The organism is Pseudomonas sp. B7, assembly GCF_016735645.1.
GTDB lineage: Bacteria > Pseudomonadota > Gammaproteobacteria > Pseudomonadales > Pseudomonadaceae > Aquipseudomonas > Aquipseudomonas glycinae.
In genome coordinates, this window is sequence record NZ_JAERRE010000009.1 from 279,985 (window position 1) to 298,957 (window position 18,973).

The following is an 18,973-nucleotide window of genomic DNA, read 5'->3' on the forward strand; positions in this document are numbered from 1 at the left end:
GGCGGTGCTTGTCAGGAAAATCCCACAAGAGTACAAATGTACTCCATGACGACTCTGACTCCCCGCCGTACCGCCATCCTGACCTTTATCCGCGAACGCATCGCCGAACACGGTCAGCCCCCAAGCCTCGCTGAAATCAGCGAGGCTTTTGGTTTTGCCTCCCGCAGCGTGGCGCGCAAGCATGTGCTGGCGCTCACCGAAGCCGGGTTTATCGAGGTCAACCCGCATCAGGCCCGGGGCATTCGCCTGCTCGGGCAGCCGGCGCGGCCGGAACTGCTCGAAGTCCCGGTGCTCGGCCGGGTGGCCGCTGGTGCGCCCATCGGTGCCGATGCCGACCTGCACAATCGGCTGATGCTCGATCCCGCGCTGTTCTCCCGCACGCCCGACTACATGCTGCGGGTGCAGGGCGATTCGATGATCGAGGACGGCATTTTCGACGGCGACCTGGTCGGCGTGCGACGCAACCCCGAAGCGCTCAATGGCCAGATCGTGGTGGCGCGACTCGACGGTGAGGTCACGATCAAACGCTTCGAGCGGGTCGGCGATGAGGTTCGCCTGTTGCCGCGCAACCCGGCGTACCAGCCGATTGTGGTGCGGGCCGATCAGGACCTGGCTATCGAAGGGGTGTTCTGCGGTCTGGTGAGGCAAGGCTGATGGGTGCCGTCGTTGCGCTGGATACGCTGTTCAATGGCGGCCAGGTCTGGAAGGGCCGGCCTGCGCCACCCGCCGCCAGCCCGCAACCCACCGGGCACGCGGCGCTGGACGCAGCGTTGCCCAGTGGCGGCTGGCCAGAAGCGGCGCTGAGCGAAATCCTGCTGGCCGGGCCCGGTGTCGGCGAATTGCAATTGGTGTGGCCGACGCTGGCGCGGCTGTCGGCGGCGGGCGAGCGCATTGTGCTGGTGGCGCCGCCGTTCGTGCCGTACCCGCAGGCCTGGGCCAATGCCGGGGTCGATCTGCGGCAGTTGTCGGTGATCCAGGCCAGCGAGCGCGATGCGTTGTGGGCGGCGGAGCAATGCCTGCGCTCGGGCAGTTGCGGCGCGGTGCTGTGCTGGCCGCACAAGGCCGATGACCGTGCCTTGCGCCGTTTGCAGGTGGCGGCGGAAACCGGCCAGACCCTGGCGTTCGCGTGGCGCCCCTTGAGCGAAGCGGTCAACCCGTCGCCGGCCGCGCTGCGCATCGCCATCGATGCCCGCCCGGCGCAATTGCGCGTGCTCAAGTGCCGGGGCGGACTGGCGCGCAGCGCACCGATTGCCTTCACCGTGGGGCATTGAGGTCGCCATGCGCTGGGTTTGCATTCTGTTCCCGCAATTGGCCCTCGACGCCGTGCTGCGTCAGCGCCCCGATCCCGAGCAACCGTTGGCGCTGCTCAGCGGCCCGGCCCAGCGCCGGGTGCTGCAAGCGATCAACCCGGCGGCGCGGGCACTGGGCTTGCGTCCCGGGCAATCGATGACCGCCGCGCAGGCCATGAGCAAAGGGTTCACCACCGTCGATTACGACGTGGCCGAGGTCGAGCACTGGCAGCAGTTTCTCGCCGCCTGGGCCTATCGTTTCAGCGCCCAGGTCAGCGTGCATTATCCGCGCACCGTGGTGTTCGAGATCGAATCGAGCCTCGGGCTGTTCGGTTCCTGGGTGCAGTTCGAGGCGCGGTTGCGCACGGAGTTGACCGAGCTGGGCTTTCGTCACCGCATCGTCGCCGCGCCCAACCCGGTGGCGGCGCGGGTGTTGGCCAACGCCTATGACGGACTGGTGGTGCCCGACGGTGAGGCCCTGCGCCATCACCTCGGACAATTGCCGGTCGACCGCATCGGGCTTGAACCGAGCGTGGCCACGGCGCTGTCGCGCATGGGCCTGCGCAACCTCCATCAGGTGCAGAACCTGCCGCGTCAGGCCCTGGCCCGGCGTTTCGAGGCACCGATGCTCAAACACCTGGACACGCTGTTCGGCGCACGGCCGCTGGCGCTGGCGTTCTACCTGCCGCCGGATCGTTTCGACGTGCGCATCGAACTCAATTTCGACGTGCAGTCCCATCAGGCGCTGCTGTTCCCCTTGCGCCGCCTGATGTCCGATCTGGCGGCGTTTTTGTGCGGCCGCGACAGCGGCGTGCAGCGCTTCGATCTGCATCTGGAACACGCCGGGTTGCCGGACACATTGATCAAGGTCGGCCTGCTCAGCGCCGAACGCGATCCGGCGATGCTCTTTGAACTGGCCCGTGGTCGACTGGAGCAGGTGCAGGTCGAAGCCCCGGTGCGCGGCTTTCGTCTGCGCGCCGAGGATCTGCCGAGTTTCGTGCCGCAGTTTCAGGAACTGTTCGACGACCGCCCGCAGCAGACCTTGCCCTGGGAGCAACTGCGCGAACGCCTGCGCGCACGGCTGGGGGATGAGGCGGTGCAGGGCCTGCGCTTTCAGGCCGATCATCGCCCGGAGTGCGCGTGGCAGAACGCCGACGACAAGCAGCGTTGCCCTGCATTGCCGTGCGTGCAGCGTCCGGGTTGGTTATTGGGCGAGCCGCAGTCGGTGCCCGAAGGTTCGGCGCGCATCCTCATGGGTCCGGAGCGCATCGAGTCCGGCTGGTGGGACGGTGACGACGTGCGCCGCGACTATTACCTGATCCAGAACCGCGCAGGCCAGCAAGGCTGGGCGTACCGGGCAGTGGGTGAGGTCGGTCCGTTGTGGCTGCAGGGCTGGTTCGCATGAACCAGGGTTATGCCGAGCTGCACTGCCTGTCGAATTTCAGTTTCCAGCGCGGCGCGTCCAGTGCGCTGGAACTGTTTCAGCGCGCGAAAAAGCACGGCTATCAGGCGCTGGCGATTACCGATGAATGCACCCTCGCCGGGATCGTCCGTGCCTGGCAGGCAGCCAAGTCAGTGGAGTTGCCGCTGATCATCGGCAGCGAAATCCGTATCGAGAACGGCCCGAAACTGGTGTTGCTGGTGGAGAACATCGAGGGTTATCAGGCCCTGTGCGGCTTGATCACCCAGGCTCGACGGCGTACCCAAAAAGGCCAGTATCAAATACTGCGCGAGGACTTCAGCGAGCCGTTGCCGGGATTGCTGGTGCTGTGGGTGCCGGAGGCGGTCGATGAGGTGGAAGAGGGGCGCTGGCTGAAACAGACGTTCGGCGAGCGGCTGTGGCTGGCGGTGCAGTTGCATCGTGGGCAGAACGATCAGCAACGGCTTGCCGCACTGTTGAGTCTGGCGGATGAGCTGCAAATTCCAGCCGTGGCCAGCGGCGATGTGCACATGCATGCCCGTGGCCGGCGAGCCTTGCAGGACACCATGACCGCGATCCGCCATCACGTCCCGGTGGCCGAGGCCGGATTGCGCCTGCACCCCAACGGCGAGCGGCATTTGCGCAGCCTCGATGTATTGCGCGAGCTGTATCCACAGACCTTGCTAGACGAATCGCTAAAGCTGGCCCGCCGCTGCACCTTCGATCTGGGCGAGTTGCGCTATCAATACCCCAAAGAGCTGGTGCCCGAGGAACACAGCGCCAGTTCCTGGCTGCGCCACCTGACCGAACAAGGCATCGCCTGGCGCTGGCCGAAAGGCGCACAGCCCAAGGTGCTCAAGCAGATCGACGATGAGCTGGAGCTGATTGCCGAACTCGGCTACGAAAGCTACTTCCTCACCGTGCACGACGTGGTGCGCTTCGCCCGTGAGCAGAAAATTCTCTGTCAGGGCCGGGGTTCGGCGGCCAACTCGGCGGTGTGTTTTGCCCTGGGCATCACCGAGATCGACCCGGACCGCACCACGCTGCTGTTCGAGCGTTTCATGTCGAGGGAGCGCAACGAGCCGCCGGACATCGACGTCGATTTCGAGCACGAACGCCGGGAAGAAGTCCTGCAATACGTGTTCCGTCGTTATGGCCGCCGTCGTGCGGCGCTGACCGCGGTGGTCAGCACGTATCACGCTTCCGGTGCGATCCGCGATGTGGCCAAGGCGCTGGGCTTGCCGCCGGACCAGATCAATGCGCTGGCCGACTGTTGCGGTCACTGGAGCGATGAAACCCCACCCGTGGAGCGCCTACGCGAGGGCGGTTTCGACCCCGAAAGTCCGCTGCTGCACCGGGTGCTGAGCCTGACCGGGCAACTGATCGGCTTCCCCCGGCACCTGTCGCAGCACCCCGGTGGTTTCGTGATATCCGAGCAACCGCTGGACACTCTGGTGCCGGTGGAAAACGCCGCCATGGCCGACCGCACCATCATCCAGTGGGACAAGGATGACCTCGATGCGGTCGGGCTGCTCAAGGTGGATATCCTCGCCCTCGGCATGCTCAGCGCGATCCGCCGCTGTTTCGACCTGCTGCGCCGCCATCGCCATCAGGACCTGAGCCTGGCCACCATCCCGCCTGAGGATCGCCCGACCTACGACATGATCAGCCGCGCCGATACCATCGGCGTGTTCCAGATCGAGTCCCGGGCGCAGATGTCGATGCTGCCGCGTTTGCGCCCGCAAACCTTCTACGACCTGGTGATCGAGGTGGCCATCGTCCGGCCGGGGCCGATCCAGGGCGGGATGGTTCATCCGTACCTGCGCCGTCGGAATCAGGAGGAAGAGGAAACCTATCCGTCACCGGAGCTGGAAGTGGTGCTCAAGCGCACCCTCGGTGTGCCGCTGTTTCAGGAACAGGTGATGCAGATCGCCATCGTTGCCGCCGACTACAGCCCCGGCGAAGCTGACCAGTTGCGCCGCTCCATGGCCGCGTGGAAACGCCACGGCGGGCTGGAACCGCACAAGGAACGACTGGCCGCCGGCATGAAGAAAAACGGCTACAGCCCGGAATTCGCCGCGCAGATCTTCGAGCAGATCAAGGGCTTCGGCAGTTACGGTTTCCCTGAATCCCACGCCGCCAGTTTTGCCTTGCTGACCTATGCCAGTTGCTGGCTCAAGTGCCATGAACCGGCGGCGTTCGCCTGTGCGCTGATCAACAGCTGGCCGATGGGTTTCTACAGTCCGGATCAGATTCTTCAGGATGCGCGCCGGCATCATTTGCAGATCCGTCCGGTGGACGTGCGCGCCAGTGACTGGGATTGCAGCCTGGAGCCGATTGCCGGCGAGCAACCGGCCATCCGCATGGGCCTGCGGATGATCAAGGGCTTTCGCGAGGAGGATGCCCGGAGCATTGAAAAGGCTCGGGCGAGGGGGGCGTTTGCCGATGTCGCCGATCTGGGTGAGCGGGCCGGGCTCGACAGTCGCGCCCAGGCGCTGCTGGCGGATGCCGGGGCGTTGCGCGGCCTGGCTGGTCACCGCCATCGGGCACGCTGGGAAGTGGCTGGGGTGCAGAAACAGCTCGGGCTGTTTGCCGGGTTGCCGAGTCAGGAAGAGCCGGATGTGTTGCTGCCGACGCCGAGTGTCAGCGAAGACCTGTTCACCGACTACGCCACCCTTGGTACCACGCTGGGGCCGCACCCGCTGACGCTGTTGCGCAACGAGTTGCGGGCGCGGCGCTGTCGCAGTTCCCGGGAGTTGCTGGAGGTCGAACACGGCCGGCCGGTCAGCGTGGCGGGGCTGGTGACCGGGCGTCAGCGGCCGGGCACTGCCAGTGGCGTGACCTTCGTGACCCTGGAAGACGAGTTCGGCAACGTCAACGTAGTGGTCTGGCGCGATCTGGCCGAGCGTCAGCGGCAGGTGCTGGTGGGCTCGCAATTGCTCAAGGTCGATGGCCGCTGGGAGCGGGAAGGCGAGGTGCGGCACCTGATCGCCGGACGCTTGAGCGATCTGACTCCGCTGCTCAACGGCATCCGCGTACAGAGCCGCGACTTCCACTGATCAGCGCTGTGGCCAGAACCGCTCGCCACCCCCCGGCGCTTCCGTCCACGCTTGCAACGAGCGGGTCGGCAGGTCGAAGTAGTCCCGGGTCCGTGCATAACCATGCCCGCCCATGCGTCCGATCGCATCCAGCCCCAATTGATCGATGTACAGGGTTTTCGGGTCGATCAACTCGTCGCGCACATGCGCCATCAACACCTCGCCAAAAATGATCTCCCGCGACTGGCCGATGTTCAGCGCCATCATCCGTCGACATTCCAGCGCCACGGGTGCTTCGCCGATTCGCGGGCATTTGACCGAAGTGCCGGGAATCGCCGTCAGCCCTGCTGCGGTCAACTCATCGAAGCCCGGCGCGAACGGCACGGCGCAGACGTTCATGGCCTCCACCAAGGCGTCACTGACGATGTTGACGGTGAACTCCTGATTCATCTGGATATTGCGCGTGGTGTCCTTCGGACTCTGGTCGCCGTAGTTCTCCACGCCGAGCGCGAGAATGGGCGGATCCGCCGACAGCGCATTGAAGAAACTGAACGGTGCGGCATTGACCCGGCCTTCGGCATCGATGGTGGTGACCAGTGCAATCGGGCGCGGGACCACGCTGCCGATCAGAATCTTGTATTTTTCCCGTGGACTCAGTTGGCTGAAATCGAAGCTGTGCATGGCAGTGTTCTCTAAAGAAGTGGATCGATGGCGCTCAACGGCGCTTCGGCGCTGTAGGCGTCGGCGAACGCAATGGCCGGCTGGAACAGCTTTTTCCAGTCCGGTCGGCCAAAGGCCCGGTCGCTGTGGCTGCGCATCAGTTTTTCGTATTGGCGCTGGGCCTGGCGTTGCAGAGTGGGGTAGTCGACGCCGTTGACCTGACCGTCGTGCATCACGCAGCGACCGTCGATGTAACTGGCTAGGCAGTCGTCGCCGCGCCCGGCCAGCAGCAGGTTTTTCAGTGGATCGAACAGCGGGCCCAGGTGCAGGCCGCGCAGGTTGAACACGGTGATATCCGCTTTGGCGCCGGGGGCCAGGCGACCGAGGTCGTCACGGCCCAACGCCTTGGCGCCGCCGAGGGTCGCGGCGTTGTACAGGTCGAGGCTGCGGGTCTGCGACGGCCCTCCCTCCATGAGCCGGGCGATGTTCAGACCGTGGCGCATGTTGGCCAGCAAATCCGCCGGCCAGGTATCGGTGCCGAGGGCGAGGTTGATGCCTTTGGCCCGATAGCGGCCGAACGAATTCAGCGCCTCGCCGTCACGGGCGAACACCAGCGGGCAGTGCACCAGACTGGCGCCGCCGTCGATGACCCGTTGCAAGTCGTCATCTCCCGAGGTGTAAATGCCGTGGGGCAACAGGCTGCGCGGGTTGAGCAAATCCAACCGCTGCAACCAGCCCAGCGGCGTGGTGCCGCGCAACTGTTCGACCATCGCTACTTCGCCGGGCGCCTGACAGCAATGCAGACGCATCGGTGCGTTCAGTTCACGACTCAAGGCGGACGTGCGTTGGAGCAGCGCCGGGGTGCAGGTCTGGATGCGATCCGGCAGCAGCGCACCGCGAATCAACCCGGCGTGGGCGCCATCGAAATCCTTGAAAAACCGTTCGGCCGCATCCAGTCCCGCCAGGCCCCGAGCCTCATCCCAGTGATGGGCGAGGGTGCCGTCGGCGCGCCAGTAACTCATGCCGCTCATGTAGCAGGGGCCGAGATAGGTACGCAGGCCCAATTCGCCCGCGACGTCGGCGACAGCGGCAAACTCGTCGTAGGTCTCCGCCCATTCGCGGTAGTACATCGAAGTGATCGGCATGGCCGTGGTAATGCCGTTGCGGATCAACTGGGTGAAGGCGTAGCGGTACTTGAAGACCTCTTCTTCGGGGCTGAACGACTCACGCGGGCCGGCCGCCAGATACTCCGCCGACCACATCCGGCCCATCGCGCGTTCGTCGCCGTTGTCCAGAGTCAGCACGGTGGAGTCGAGATCGCCGAGGGCATCCAGGTCGATGAAACCGGGTCCGATCAGCGCATTGCCGTAGTCGATCCACTGATCCACCGGCCCTTGGTATCCGCGCCCGACAAACTCGATCCGTGAACCGGCGAACACCACTTCGCCGTCGCGCCACAGTACATGTTGCGTGCCGTCGAAACCGACCACGCAACCAGCCTTCAGACCGATCCGTTTCACAGACGGCTGCCCAGCAAACGACCGCCGCTCGCGATCAATTCGCCACCGCGATAGACCTGACGCACAGGGCGCGAAACTACTGCTTCGCCGAGGGTTTCGACCGGCATCAGCAGAAAGTCTGCCGGCCGGCCGATGGCGAAGCCGTAATCCTTGATCCCCAATGCGCGGGCACCGTTGCCCGTCGCCGCGTCGAAGGCTGCCGCCAGTTCATCGTCTTTGCCCAGATCAAAACGAAACGCCAGCAACATTGCCCGTTCCAGCATGTCGCCATTACCCATCGGCGACCACGCGTCTCGAATGCCGTCGGAACCGAGGCAGACGTTGACGCCTGCCTCGCGCAGCGCCAGAAATGGCGGCACCGCGCAGTCGGCCGGTGCCGAACTCATCAGCGAAATCCCCAGCGCCGCGAGGCGTTCGGCGACCGGTTTGACCTGACTCCACGGCAGCATGCCGAGGCAATAGGCGTGGCTGATCATCACCCGGTTCTGCAGGTTGAAACGCTCGGTGTAATCGGCGATCCGGGCGATCTGCCACAGGCCCAGTTCACCTTTGTCGTGCAGGTGAATGTCGACGCCACGCTGGAACTCGCGGGCCAGTTTGAACACGAAATCCAGTTGCGCGATCGGGTCGTTGTCGATGCCGCAGGGGTCGAGGCCGCCGACGTTCTCCACGCCCAGGGCCATGGCTTCGCGCATCAGTTCGGCGGTGCCGGGTCGGCTGATCAGGCCGGTTTGCGGGAACACCACCAGTTGCAGGTCGATCAGGTCGCTGTAGGTTTCGCGCAGTTGCTGCATGGCCTCGACGTGGCGCAGGCCGAATTCCGGGTCGATGTCGACGTGGCAACGCATCGTCAGCGAACCCCGGGCGATGCAGTTTTCCAGCAGCGCGCCGGCGCGTTCGGCGATCGGCGCCTTGACTTCACGCAGCACACGGCGCTCGTTGCTGATGTAGTCCTTGAGCGTCGGGCCGGCGCTGTTCGGGCGCCAGGGCTGGCCGTACAGGGTCTTGTCGAGGTGGACGTGGCTTTCCACCAGCGGAGCGGTCAGGAGCTGGTTCTGGCCGTCGATGTCGGTGGCGGTCAGTGGAGCATTGGAGGCCGGGCGGCGTTGGCTGAACTTGCCGTTTTCGATCAGCAGGTCTTCGGCGGGGGCGCCGTAGGGGCGGATGTTTCTGAGCCAGCGGGGGTGGGACATGGGAACCTCGGTGTTCTTTGAAATTTTTTCCCTCACCCTAGCCCTCTCCCGGAGGGAGAGGGGACCGAATGGGGGATATTGAAGAGCTACGCCGACCTGAACGATTGGCTGTGAATCCGTAATCAACTCGATTTCTCAGGTCGGCGTATCTCTCGAGACAATGCGGTCAGTCCCCTCTCCCTCTGGGAGAGGGCTAGGGTGAGGGGCTTCTCCAGGTCGAACTGGGTGGTCGGCGTTCAGATCAACCAGTGATCCCGAATCAACCCTTGAGCTTCGACCAGATCCGATCCTGCAGCTCCCGCGCCTTGTTGCTGCATTCCTTCTCCGGCCGCAGGCGCGAGGCGTATTCCTCGGGCATGTTGATCGCGTCCATGACCTTCCATTTCGCATCCAGCAACTGATCGCTCTGAATCCCGTTGGCATAGGCAATCGCGTTGGACACGGCCGCCGCGTTCTCGGGCTTCATCATCCAGTCGATGAAGATCCTCGCGTTGCCCGGATGCGGAGCGCTTTTCGGTACGGCGAAGTTGTCCTGGAACATCGCCAGGCCTTCTTTCGGGTACACGTATTTGATCGTGCTCTTCTGCAACGTGGCGCGGGCCGTCGAGCCGTTCCAGTTCTGCATCATGATCACTTCGCCCGAGGCCATGCGGTCGACGGTGTTGTCGGAGCTGTACATCTTCAAAAACGGTTTCTGTTTTTGCAGCAGTTCGAGGATGCGTTTGGCCTCCTGCGGGTTTTCCGTGCATTCGTCGACGTTCAGGTAATGACTGGCGGCGTTGATCACGCTGCTGGAAGTGTCGAGGGCGGCGAGCTGGCCTTGCAGTTCCTTGCGCGGTTCGAAGAATTCTTTCCACGAATCATCGAGCTTGCCGCCCGGTACCCGTGCGCTGTCATAGGAAAACCCGGTGGTGCCCCACAGGTACGGCGCCGAAAACTTGCGGCCCGGGTCGAAGCTCGGATCGCGGAACGGGCCTTTGACGTACTGGAAGTTGCTCAGGGTCGGGGCGTCGATTTCCAACAGCAGGTCCTGCTTGATCAGCGTCTGCATGATCGACTGCGACGGCACGATCACGTCATACGCGGCGCCGCCGGCCTGCAACTTGGCGAGCAGGGTTTCGTTGCTGTCGTAGCCGTCCATGGTGACCTTGATCCCGGTCTCCTTTTCGAACTTGGCCAGCAGGTCCACCGGGTAGTAATCGGTCCAGTTGTAGAAGAACAATTGCTTGGGCTCGGCGGCGTGGGCGCCGAACGCGGTGAAACAACTCAGGGCCAGACCGGATACTGCCAGACGCATGTTTTTCACTTTCATGAGCGCGCTCCAGGTTTATTGTTGTTTGCCGCGTTGGCCAAGCCAGAAGGCCAGCACCACCAGCACGATGGAAATCACCAGCATCAGGGTCGAAATCGCGTTGATCTCGGGCGTTACGCCGGCCTTGATCGCCGAGAAGATGTACACCGGCAACGTGGTCGAACCGGGCCCGGCGACGAAGAAGGTCATGATGAAATCGTCGAGGCTGACCACGAACGCCAGCACCGAACCGGACAGCACCGCCGGCCACAACAGCGGCAAGGTCACGCGGCGGAACACTTGCCACGGGTTGGCGTACAGATCGTTGGCGGCCTCCAGCAGGCTCTTGTCCAGATCGTTGAGCCGTGCGCGGATCGGCAGGTAGGCGAACGGAATGCAGAAGCCAATGTGCGCGACGATCACCGTCATCAGCCCAAGCTTGATGCCCAGGGCCATGAACAGCAGCAGGGTGGCCACGGCGGTGACGATCTCCGGCAGGATCAGCGGCAGGTTGATCCCGCCCTCGACCATTTTCTGTCCGTAGAACGGCCGGTAAGTCGCCAGCGCCGCGAGCAGTGCAATCGCCGTGGCGCACACCGTGGCGATGGTCGCGACGATGATCGAGTTCAGCGCCGCCGTCTGGATCGAAGGGTTGGCCAGGATCCGTCCGTACCAGGCGAACGAAAACTCGGTCCACACCGTCGCCGAGCGGTTGGCGTTGAAGCTGTAGGCGATCAACACCAGGATCGGCACGTACAGATAAGCGAGGATCAGCAGGCTGATTTCCCGGGTCGCCGGGAGTTTTTTCAGGTGCAAAGAGATCATGCTTTCGCTCCCCGGTTCAGGTTTTTCATCGCGCTGCGGCTGTAGAGGGCGTAGAGCACCAGGGACAACAGCAGAATCCCCAGCAGCAGGAACGACAACGAACTGCCGAGCGGCCAGTTGCGCGCGGTACCGAATTGCTGCTGGATCAGGTTGCCGATCATCAGGGTCTTGCCGCCGCCGAGGATCGCCGGGGTGATGAAGGCGCCAAGGCTCGGCACGAACACCAGCAACGCGCCGGCAATCACGCCGGGCATCGACAGCGGCAGGATGATCCGGCGCAGCGCATGCCAGCGGTTGGCGCCCAGGTCATAGGCGGCTTCCACCAGACGCCAGTCGAGTTTTTCCAGGGTCGAGTAGATCGGCAGAATCATGAACGGCAGGAAGCTGTAGACCAGACCCACGCTCACGGCGAAGTCGTTGTAGAGCAGGGTGATGCCGCCGGCGCTCGGGAAGAGCGCGTTGAGGCTCTGGGCGACCCAGCCCTGTTCGCGCAGGATGATCAGCCACGCGTAGTTACGGATCAGCAGGTTGGTCCAGAACGGGATGGTGATGAGCAACACCATCAAATTGCGCCGACGCGGGGTCAGGCTCGACATCCACAATGCCACCGGAAAGCCGAACAGGAAGCACAACACCGTGGTGCCACCGGCCTGGAACACCGAGCGCAACAGCGCCTGGGCGTAGACCCAGTTCAGCTCCAGTTCGCCGTCGAAGCCTTCCTGGAAGAACAGCTGCACATAACTCTGCAGTTGCCATTGAGCCTGCCAGTCGACGCCGCCGTAGGTGTTGCGCGGCAGCAGGCTGATGTAACCCATGATCCCCAGCGGAATGGCGATCAGGGCGAGCAGGGTCAACACCACCGGGCTGAGCAACAGCACGCGGTTGAGGGAGGGGGAAGTGCTGCTGACGCTCATCTCAGGCCTCCATCAACAGGCAGGCCTGGGGCGGCAGGTGCACCGCCACGGGCTCACCGACTGCGCGACCACGGTTCAGGCCTTCGTTGTTTTCCCGCAGCATGACTTTGATGTCGTTGTTCAAGCGGCACTGGTACAGCGTCGCGGTGCCGACATACAGCACCGCTTCGATCACACCGCGCAGATGATGCGGCTGATCCGCTGCAACCAGTTGCGAGCGCTCGGGCCGGAATGCCAGCTGCACGCTGCTGCCATTGACGCCTTGGGGCGGGCAGGGGATTTCCACCGGCATGCCGTTCGGTACGAAGATGTTTTCGTTGTGTTCCCCGCGTTTGAGTTGGCCGGGAAGGAAATTGATGTCGCCGATAAACTGGGCGACGAAGCGGTGCTGCGGACGTTCATAGATGTCGATCGGGGTGCCGATCTGCAGGATCTTGCCGGCGGACATCACCGCGATCCGGTCGGACAGGGTCAGCGCTTCTTCCTGATCGTGGGTGACGAAGATGAAAGTGATGCCGGCTTCCTGCTGCACGCGCTTGAGTTCGACCTGCATTTCCTTGCGCAGCTTCAGGTCCAGCGCCGACAGCGGCTCGTCGAGCAACAGCACTTTCGGCTTCGGCGCCAGGGCCCGGGCCAGAGCCACGCGCTGCTGCTGGCCGCCGGATAATTGCGCCGGTTTGCGCCCGGCCAGGTGCTCCATCTGCACCAGCGCGAGCATTTCGTCGACCCGTCCGGGAATCGTCTTGCGATCAAGACCCTGCATCTCGAGGCCGAAGGCGATATTCTGCGCGACACTCATGTGCGGAAACAGCGCGTAACTCTGGAACACCGTGTTGACCCGACGCTTGAACGGCGGCAGGTGATTGACCGTTTCGCCCGCCAGACGGATCTCGCCGTCGCTGACGTGTTCGAAACCGGCGATGGCGCGCAGCAGGGTGGTCTTGCCGCAGCCCGAGGGGCCGAGGAGGGTGAAGAATTCGTTGTCGGCGATGTTCACCGAGACGTTGTCGAGGGCAGGCGCGAGGCCAGGGTCATCAGAATACCGCTTGGATACGTTACGCACTTCAATGGCTATTGGCTGACCCATAATGGTGCAATCCTCTAATTATTGTATGCAATATCTGAATGCAATTTAGAAATACCCGGATTAATCTGCTGGCGCAACCCCCCATTTCCCTGACTGAGTCGCTCGTCGGGCAGCGCTGCCAGCATTGAAGGAGTTTTCAGATGACCGAGAAAAAACCGGAAACCACGGTCGACCGCGTCTACCAAGGGGTTTACGAGGCGATCAGCAAACGTTCGCTGCGTCCGGGGATGAAGCTGGGCGAGGCGTCGCTGGCGGAATTGTTCAATGTCAGCCGCACGTCGGTTCGTGCCGCGCTCAAGCAACTGGAGGCCGATGGACTGGTCACCACCGAGCCCAATAAAGGTGCGTCGGTGTCGCTGCCCAGCGATGAAGAGATCCGTTCGCTGTTCGAAACCCGGCGCCTGATCGAGATCGGCATCGTCACCGAACTGTGCCGGCGCAAAGACTCTGCGGCGATGCAGGACCTGCGCGATCACTTGCTGCTGGAAGACGAAGCCCACGAAGCCGGCGACCACGAGCGACTGATTCACCTGCTGGGCGAGTTCCACATCAAGCTCGCCCGCAGCCTGAATAACCCGGTGCTGCTCGACTGGTTCCAGAAGCTGATTTCCCGCGCCTCGCTGTACGCCGCGGCGCTGGATGACGACAGCCACGAAGCCTGTCGCGACGACGAACACCTGCGCCTGATCGAGTACATCGAGGCTGGCAATCAGAGCGCCGCCATCGAGCTGACCTGCATACACCTGGACGGCATCCAGAAGGCGATTCTCGACGTCGCTGCGAAGCTCAAGACCGGCTACCATCCGCTCAAGCATCTGATCGAAGTCTGAGCGTCGGCTGCCACTGAAATCGGCTATACCTCTAATGAAACCATCGTTGCCCGATGCGCTCGAAACAGACGGGCGCGACGTTTGACCGCGCAGCGATAGATCCGGATCAACCACAAGGCGTTGAAGCAGCTGATGCAGTTTTTATCCGATAGCCATGGGTGTGACGGCTGGCAAGGCGAGATGGCCGGGCGAATCCGTGCGTTCGACTGGAGCAGGACCGATCTGGGCCCGCTCGAAACCTGGCCGGCCAGCCTGTGCAGCACAGTGCAACTGATGCTGGCATCGCCGCTGCCGATGGTCATGCTCTGGGGCCATGCCGGTTACATGATCTACAACGATGCTTACTCACGATTCGCCGGCGGACGACATCCCTACCTGCTCGGATCGCCGGTGGAACTGGGCTGGCCGGAGGTGGCCGATTTCAACCGGCATGTGGTCGACACCTGTCTGGCCGGCGGCACCCTGGAATATCGCAACAAGGTCCTGGTGTTGCTGCGCGACGGCGTACCCGAGGATGTCTGGCTCGATTTGTATTACAGCCCGGTGGCCAACGATGCCGGTGTGCCTTCGGGCGTCATGGCGATGGTGGTGGAAACCACTGAACTGGTGTTGTCCGAACGCTTGCGTCAGGCCGCCGAAGACGCTTATCGCGCCGATAACGAGCGGGTGCGACTGGCACTGAATGCCGGGGCACTGCTTGGCTCGTTTGTCTGGGACGTCAGAAACAATGTGCTGTCGGCCGATGAGCGATTTGCCCGCACATTTTCCTTTCCGCCGGATCAGGACCTGACCAACCTGCCGCAGCACATTACCGAGGCGCACATTCATCCCGACGACCGCAGTTGGGTGCAGGAATGCGTCGAGAATGCGGTGCGCACCGGCGAGCCGTACAACGCCGAATACCGCGTGATACGCGCTGATGGCAGTTTCCTCTGGGTGCTGGCCAGCGGTTGCTGCGAGTTCGACGAGCAGGGACAGCCGTTCCGTTTTCCCGGCGTGCTGATCGACATCCACGAGCGCAAGATCGCCGAAGAGTCCCTGCTCAAATTCACCCGCAATCTCGAACAACGGGTGGCTGATGAAGTCGGCGCGCGTCTCTCCGCCGAAGAGCAACTGCGCCAGTCGCAGAAACTCGAATCCATCGGCGGCCTCACCGGCGGCGTGGCTCACGACTTCAACAACCTGCTGCAAGTGATCGCCGGCAACCTGCACCTGCTGGCGCGACATGAACCGAACAACGCCAACGTCCAGCGCCGGGTCAGCGCCTCGCTGGCAGCGGTGGAACGTGGCGCCAAGCTGTCCTCGCAACTGCTCGCGTTTGCCCGTCGCCAGCCGCTGTCGCCGGCGGTGTGCAATCCCCGCCAGATCTTCGAAGGCGTCGGCGAGTTGCTGCAACGGGCACTGGGCGAAACCATTCAGATCGACGTGCAGCTGCCGGAAGATCCGTGGCACATCAACGTCGACCGCAATCAACTGGAAAACGCCATTCTCAATCTGGCGATCAATGCCCGGGACGCCATGAAGGGCGAGGGCACCATTGTGCTCGGTGCCTCGAATCTCTCACTGGATCGGGCGTTCTGCTCGGGCAAGGGCATCGTGCCGGGGGATTTCGTCCGGGTTTCGGTCAGTGACAGCGGCGTCGGCATTGCCCCGCACATACTCGAGCAGGTGTTCGAACCGTTCTTCACCACCAAGGCCGACGGCCAGGGCACCGGCCTGGGCTTGAGCATGGTGTTCGGCTTCGTCAAACAGAGCGGCGGGCATGTCGAGATCGACAGCCAGGTGGGCCAGGGCACGCGAGTGCAGTTGTATTTCCCGCGCAGCCTGCGCCCCGTGCTCGATGACTCGCCGAGCGTCAATCATCAGCAGGCGGGTGGTCACGAGACGATCCTGGTGGTCGAGGACAACGAAGCGGTGCGCACCTCGGCGGTCGAGCTGTTGCGCGAAGAAGGCTACCGCGTGCTGACGGCGGGCAACGGTGACGCGGCCATGCAGATGTTGATGGAAGGCGCTCGGGTCGACCTGATCTTCACCGACGTGGTGATGCCCGGTCTGATCAAGAGCTCCGATCTGGCGGCGTGGGCCAAGGTGCAAATGCCGCCGGTGGCCGTGCTGTTCACCTCGGGCCACACCCGCGACATCATCTCGCGCAACCACCAGCTCAGCCCCGACACCCATTTGCTCGGCAAACCCTATGGCCCCGAAGCGCTGCTGCAGATGATCCGTTCCGTGCTCAGCACCTGAGCTCCAATCCCTTGACCAAGGCTGGCCGATGACTTCCAGGCGCAATTCCAGTTCTGCCGCCGGCATGGTTCGCGTGCGCGGTGCCCGTGAACACAACCTGAAGAACGTGGACGTCGACATTCCTCGCGATGCACTGGTGGTGTTCACCGGGGTGTCGGGCTCGGGCAAGTCGTCGCTGGCGTTTTCGACGCTGTATGCCGAAGCCCAGCGACGCTATTTCGAATCGGTGGCGCCCTATGCGCGGCGGCTGATCGATCAGGTCGGCGTGCCGGACGTCGATTCCATCGAAGGCCTGCCGCCGGCCGTGGCCCTGCAGCAGCAGCGCGGCACGCCGAGCACGCGTTCGTCGGTGGGCAGCGTCACCACGTTGTCGAGCCTGATCCGCATGCTGTACTCGCGCGCCGGCAGCTACCCACCGGGTCAGCCGATGCTGTATGCCGAAGATTTTTCACCGAACACGCCGCAAGGCGCGTGCCCGCAATGCCATGGACTGGGCCGGGTCTACGAGGTCACCGAGGCGTTGATGGTGCCGGATCCGAATCTGACCATCCGCCAGCGCGCCGTAGCGTCATGGCCGCTGGCCTGGCAGGGGCAGAACCTGCGCGACATCCTGGTGACCATGGGTATCGATGTCGATATCCCGTGGCGCAAGCTGCCGAAAAAACAGCGTGACTGGATCCTCTTCACCGAGGAAACACCAACCGTTCCGGTGTACGCCGGGCTGACGCCGGAAGAAACCCGCGTCGCCCTCAAGCGCAACATGGAGCCCAGTTATCAAGGCACCTTCACTGGCGCCCGGCGCTACATCCTGCATACCTTCACCCATTCGCAAAGTGCGCTGATGAAGAAGCGCGTGTCGCAGTTCATGATCGGCAGCCTTTGCCCGTTGTGCGATGGCAAGCGCCTCAAGCGTGAGGCGCTGTCGGTAACGTTTGCCGGGCATGACATCGGCGAGTTGTCGCGGATGTCTCTGTTGCAAGTCGCCGAGGTTTTGCGGCCGGTCGCGGACGCGAGCTGGCTGGAACACGCCGATGAAACCGGTGAAACCCTGACCCACAGCCAGACCCGCGAAGCCCGGCAGCAGCGCGTGGCCCATGGCGCCAGCGGCCACGCCAATGCGCCGGACGTGCGCCATACGCCGAACCTGTCGCTGGAAAAACGCCTGGCCGCGCAGCGCATTGCCGAGGATCTGCTGGAACGGGTCAGCACCCTGACCGATCTGGGCCTCGGTTATCTGGCCCTGGAACGAAGCACGCCGACCCTGTCGTCCGGCGAATTGCAACGCCTGCGACTGGCCACCCAACTGGGCTCGCAACTGTTTGGCGTGATCTACGTGCTCGACGAACCTTCCGCCGGCCTGCACCCGGCTGACGGCGAGGCCCTGTTCGAAGCGTTGCAGCGACTGAAGGCCGACGGCAACAGCGTGTTTGTGGTCGAGCACGATCTGGACACCATGCGCCGGGCCGACTGGCTGATCGACGTCGGCCCGGCAGCCGGTGAAAAGGGCGGGCAGATTCTCTACAGCGGCCCGCCGCCGGGGCTGGCGGCGATCGAACACTCGCAGACCCGCGCCTACCTGTTCGCCGAACAGCAACGGTCGACCCGTGCCGCGCGCAAGCCTTCTGGGTGGCTGAAGCTAGATGGCGTCACCCGCAACAACCTCAATAACCTCAGCGCCGAATTTCCGTTGGGTTGCTTTACCTCGGTCACCGGTGTCTCCGGTTCCGGCAAGTCGAGCCTGGTCAGCCAGGCGCTGCTGGAACTGGTCGGCGCGCAGCTTGGGCGCAGCGTCAGTGACGCCGAGCCGGAAGAGCTCAATCTGGAAGACGATACCCCGTCTGCCAGCACCGGCCAGGTCAGCGCCGGGCTGGAGTCGATCAAGCGTCTGGTTCAGGTCGATCAGAAACCCATCGGCCGCACCCCGCGTTCGAATCTGGCGACCTACACCGGGCTGTTCGACAACGTGCGCAAGTTGTTTGCCGCAACCAGCGAAGCGAAAGCGGCGGGTTACGACGCCGGACAGTTTTCCTTCAACGTCGCCAAGGGGCGCTGCCCGACCTGCGAAGGCGAAGGCTTTGTCAGTGTCGAGTTGCTGTTCATGCCCAGCGTCTATGCGCCGTGCCCGACCTGCCACGGCGCGCGTTACAACCCCGAAACGCTTGCCATCCTCTGGCAGGGGTTGAGCATCGCGCAGGTGTTGCAAATGACGGTGGACGAAGCGGTGACGGTGTTTGCCGAGCAACCGGCGATTCGCCGTTCGCTGGAGGTGCTGCGCGACATCGGCCTTGGGTACCTGCGCCTCGGGCAACCGGCGACCGAGCTGTCCGGCGGCGAAGCCCAGCGGATCAAACTGGCCACCGAGTTGCAACGCAATCAGCGCGGCGCGACGTTGTATGTGCTCGACGAGCCTACCACCGGCTTGCATCCGCGAGACGTCGACCGCTTGTTGGAACAACTGGACAATCTGGTGAGCGCAGGACACACGGTGATCGTGGTCGAGCATGAAATGCGCGTGGTGGCGCAGAGCGATTGGGTAATCGACATCGGCCCGGGTGCGGGGGATCAGGGCGGCAAGATCGTCGTGGCCGGAACGCCGCAGAAAGTGGCGGCGAGCAAGAAGAGCCGGACTGCGCCGTTTCTCGCCCGCGCCCTCAGCCGCTAG

The 18,973-nt window shown here is 63.6% G+C and carries 14 protein-coding genes; 7 read left to right on the forward strand and 7 right to left on the reverse strand.

Annotated elements, in window-relative coordinates:
• The first annotated feature begins 36 nt into the window (after window positions 1–36).
• The 4 genes from lexA to JKA62_RS21140 are packed head-to-tail and all read left to right on the forward strand — an operon-like array spanning window position 37 to window position 5,768.
• Entirely contained in the window at window positions 37–654 is a 618-nt protein-coding gene (gene lexA / locus JKA62_RS21125) for a transcriptional repressor LexA (protein WP_201819277.1), read from the forward strand.
• On the forward strand, window positions 654–1,271 hold the full coding sequence (imuA, locus tag JKA62_RS21130) for a translesion DNA synthesis-associated protein ImuA (RefSeq protein WP_011334534.1): 618 nt from the start codon (window positions 654–656) through the stop codon (window positions 1,269–1,271). The genes lexA and imuA overlap by 1 nt, the downstream gene beginning before the upstream one ends.
• Before the next feature lie 7 nt (window positions 1,272–1,278).
• Window positions 1,279–2,694: a Y-family DNA polymerase gene (locus JKA62_RS21135; RefSeq protein WP_201819279.1), complete on the forward strand. Its 1,416-nt coding sequence runs from the start codon at window positions 1,279–1,281 to the stop codon at window positions 2,692–2,694.
• The gene (locus tag JKA62_RS21140) at window positions 2,691–5,768 is read left to right on the forward strand and encodes an error-prone DNA polymerase (RefSeq protein ID WP_201819281.1); all 3,078 of its coding nucleotides are present in this window, start codon (window positions 2,691–2,693) and stop codon (window positions 5,766–5,768) included. Before JKA62_RS21135 ends, JKA62_RS21140 begins: the two co-directional genes overlap by 4 nt.
• Here JKA62_RS21140 and JKA62_RS21145 read toward each other — a convergent pair whose 3' ends face one another.
• The 7 genes from JKA62_RS21145 to JKA62_RS21175 all read right to left on the reverse strand — a co-directional run bounded on the left by JKA62_RS21145 (window position 5,769) and on the right by JKA62_RS21175 (window position 13,237).
• Window positions 5,769–6,428: a flavin reductase family protein gene (locus JKA62_RS21145; RefSeq protein WP_011334531.1), complete on the reverse strand. Its 660-nt coding sequence runs from the start codon at window positions 6,426–6,428 to the stop codon at window positions 5,769–5,771.
• An 11-nt stretch (window positions 6,429–6,439) separates the two neighbouring features.
• A complete protein-coding gene (locus JKA62_RS21150) occupies window positions 6,440–7,927 on the reverse strand; it encodes an amidohydrolase family protein (RefSeq protein ID WP_011334530.1) in 1,488 nt (495 codons plus the stop codon).
• Complete coding sequence (locus JKA62_RS21155) at window positions 7,924–9,120, reverse strand: amidohydrolase family protein (RefSeq protein WP_201819282.1); 1,197 nt, start codon at window positions 9,118–9,120, stop codon at window positions 7,924–7,926. Before JKA62_RS21155 ends, JKA62_RS21150 begins: the two co-directional genes overlap by 4 nt.
• A 259-nt stretch (window positions 9,121–9,379) precedes the next feature.
• The gene (locus tag JKA62_RS21160) at window positions 9,380–10,432 is read right to left on the reverse strand and encodes an extracellular solute-binding protein (protein ID WP_011334528.1); all 1,053 of its coding nucleotides are present in this window, start codon (window positions 10,430–10,432) and stop codon (window positions 9,380–9,382) included.
• A gap of 15 nt (window positions 10,433–10,447) precedes the next feature.
• The gene (locus JKA62_RS21165) at window positions 10,448–11,236 is read right to left on the reverse strand and encodes an ABC transporter permease (RefSeq protein WP_064597101.1); all 789 of its coding nucleotides are present in this window, start codon (window positions 11,234–11,236) and stop codon (window positions 10,448–10,450) included.
• A complete protein-coding gene (locus tag JKA62_RS21170; protein WP_201819283.1) occupies window positions 11,233–12,150 on the reverse strand; it encodes an ABC transporter permease in 918 nt (305 codons plus the stop codon). Before JKA62_RS21170 ends, JKA62_RS21165 begins: the two co-directional genes overlap by 4 nt.
• A gap of 1 nt (window position 12,151) precedes the next feature.
• Window positions 12,152–13,237, reverse strand: a complete 1,086-nt coding sequence (locus tag JKA62_RS21175) for an ABC transporter ATP-binding protein (protein ID WP_011334526.1) — start codon at window positions 13,235–13,237, stop codon at window positions 12,152–12,154.
• A 140-nt stretch (window positions 13,238–13,377) separates the two neighbouring features.
• Between JKA62_RS21175 and JKA62_RS21180 the strand changes: the two genes are divergently transcribed.
• The 3 genes from JKA62_RS21180 to JKA62_RS21190 all read left to right on the forward strand — a co-directional run bounded on the left by JKA62_RS21180 (window position 13,378) and on the right by JKA62_RS21190 (window position 18,973).
• Window positions 13,378–14,067, forward strand: coding sequence for a GntR family transcriptional regulator (locus tag JKA62_RS21180; RefSeq protein ID WP_201819284.1), 690 nt, complete (start codon window positions 13,378–13,380; stop codon window positions 14,065–14,067).
• A gap of 132 nt (window positions 14,068–14,199) precedes the next feature.
• On the forward strand, window positions 14,200–16,311 hold the full coding sequence (locus tag JKA62_RS21185; protein ID WP_201819285.1) for a hybrid sensor histidine kinase/response regulator: 2,112 nt from the start codon (window positions 14,200–14,202) through the stop codon (window positions 16,309–16,311).
• 28 nt (window positions 16,312–16,339) lie between these two features.
• The gene (locus JKA62_RS21190) at window positions 16,340–18,973 is read left to right on the forward strand and encodes an excinuclease ABC subunit UvrA (protein WP_201819286.1); all 2,634 of its coding nucleotides are present in this window, start codon (window positions 16,340–16,342) and stop codon (window positions 18,971–18,973) included.

What these genes read in the sequence shown, in the direction of transcription:
- JKA62_RS21175 (WP_011334526.1), bottom strand. Translation starts at nt 13,237, where the DNA reads ATGGGTCAGCCAATAGCCATTGAAGTGCGTAACGTATCCAAGCGGTAT.
- lexA (WP_201819277.1), top strand. Translation starts at nt 37, where the DNA reads ATGTACTCCATGACGACTCTGACTCCCCGCCGTACCGCCATCCTGACC.
- JKA62_RS21160 (WP_011334528.1), bottom strand. Translation starts at nt 10,432, where the DNA reads ATGAAAGTGAAAAACATGCGTCTGGCAGTATCCGGTCTGGCCCTGAGT.
- JKA62_RS21190 (WP_201819286.1), top strand. Translation starts at nt 16,340, where the DNA reads ATGACTTCCAGGCGCAATTCCAGTTCTGCCGCCGGCATGGTTCGCGTG.
- JKA62_RS21180 (WP_201819284.1), top strand. Translation starts at nt 13,378, where the DNA reads ATGACCGAGAAAAAACCGGAAACCACGGTCGACCGCGTCTACCAAGGG.
- JKA62_RS21135 (WP_201819279.1), top strand. Translation starts at nt 1,279, where the DNA reads ATGCGCTGGGTTTGCATTCTGTTCCCGCAATTGGCCCTCGACGCCGTG.
- JKA62_RS21140 (WP_201819281.1), top strand. Translation starts at nt 2,691, where the DNA reads ATGAACCAGGGTTATGCCGAGCTGCACTGCCTGTCGAATTTCAGTTTC.
- JKA62_RS21155 (WP_201819282.1), bottom strand. Translation starts at nt 9,120, where the DNA reads ATGTCCCACCCCCGCTGGCTCAGAAACATCCGCCCCTACGGCGCCCCC.
- JKA62_RS21165 (WP_064597101.1), bottom strand. Translation starts at nt 11,236, where the DNA reads ATGATCTCTTTGCACCTGAAAAAACTCCCGGCGACCCGGGAAATCAGC.
- JKA62_RS21145 (WP_011334531.1), bottom strand. Translation starts at nt 6,428, where the DNA reads ATGCACAGCTTCGATTTCAGCCAACTGAGTCCACGGGAAAAATACAAG.
- imuA (WP_011334534.1), top strand. Translation starts at nt 654, where the DNA reads ATGGGTGCCGTCGTTGCGCTGGATACGCTGTTCAATGGCGGCCAGGTC.
- JKA62_RS21170 (WP_201819283.1), bottom strand. Translation starts at nt 12,150, where the DNA reads ATGAGCGTCAGCAGCACTTCCCCCTCCCTCAACCGCGTGCTGTTGCTC.
- JKA62_RS21185 (WP_201819285.1), top strand. Translation starts at nt 14,200, where the DNA reads ATGCAGTTTTTATCCGATAGCCATGGGTGTGACGGCTGGCAAGGCGAG.